The sequence below is a fragment of the Vibrio sp. 03_296 genome (assembly GCF_002265885.1).
In genome coordinates this window covers 1-750 of record NZ_NPKW01000524.1, presented here as the reverse complement: position 1 = coordinate 750, position 750 = coordinate 1, and the positions used below count along the sequence as shown (strand labels likewise).

General features: G+C 45.9%; 1 protein-coding gene. It reads right to left on the bottom strand.

What is annotated here, in order from left to right; translation table 11 throughout:
- Positions 1-267 precede the first annotated feature (267 nt).
- The gene (locus CIK04_RS34015; protein ID WP_325205841.1) at positions 268-483 is read right to left on the bottom strand and encodes a hypothetical protein; all 216 of its coding nucleotides are present in this window, start codon (positions 481-483) and stop codon (positions 268-270) included.
- Between the last annotated feature and the right edge of the window lie 267 nt (positions 484-750).

Sequence of the window (750 nt, the reverse complement as noted above, 5' to 3'; positions counted from 1 at the left end):
CTCATTGTAAGGTTCAAGCTGTAAGGCTTGCTCAAGCAAAAGGCTTACCTCACCACTCATTTGCTGAGTATCCGAAGGTACAGTACAATGCGGTTGCTTTTGCCGCAAGTTGAGTAGAGGACGGCTGCTCGGTCAGCTGTATTGCATAGTCGAAACAGATCAAAGCAGCATCCAACTCTTTATTAAGCAGGTACCCTTGCCCAAGTTGAAACCACAACTCCGCATCATTCGGATTCTCTTTTTAAATTGAACTTGCAGTTGCGTCCATCAAGTCCTTCCACCCGTCATGCTCTTTAACATCGTATTTTCTGGCTTTGGTTCAGGGCGGGAGCTCTGCAGTACACCATAGGTAATCACAGCACCAACCAGCGTTAAGAAGCTAAGTAGATACCATTGTTTCGCCGCCCATTTCGCGGCCGCCATCCAGATACTGATACAGAAAAACAGCATCATAATTGTCGCGATAATTAACCAGCTATCCATATGATTATCCTTTAGAAAATGAGCATTCAGCTTAGCAAACTTTTTCAGCGCCCGCTTTGACCCATTGCCAACTTCCTATCGACAAAAAAGAAAAAAGCCAGATAGTTTGCACTATCTGGCTTTGTTATGTCGTTGCTAAGCAAGATTACTCTTGGTCGGCTGCGTCATCGTTGTCTGCTTGAGGAGCTTGTGTCTGAGGTGCTTGCTCAGTTGCTTCCGTGCGTCCACTTCCTTCGCCTTCTGGCAGCTCAGTTTCTTCAACTTCAT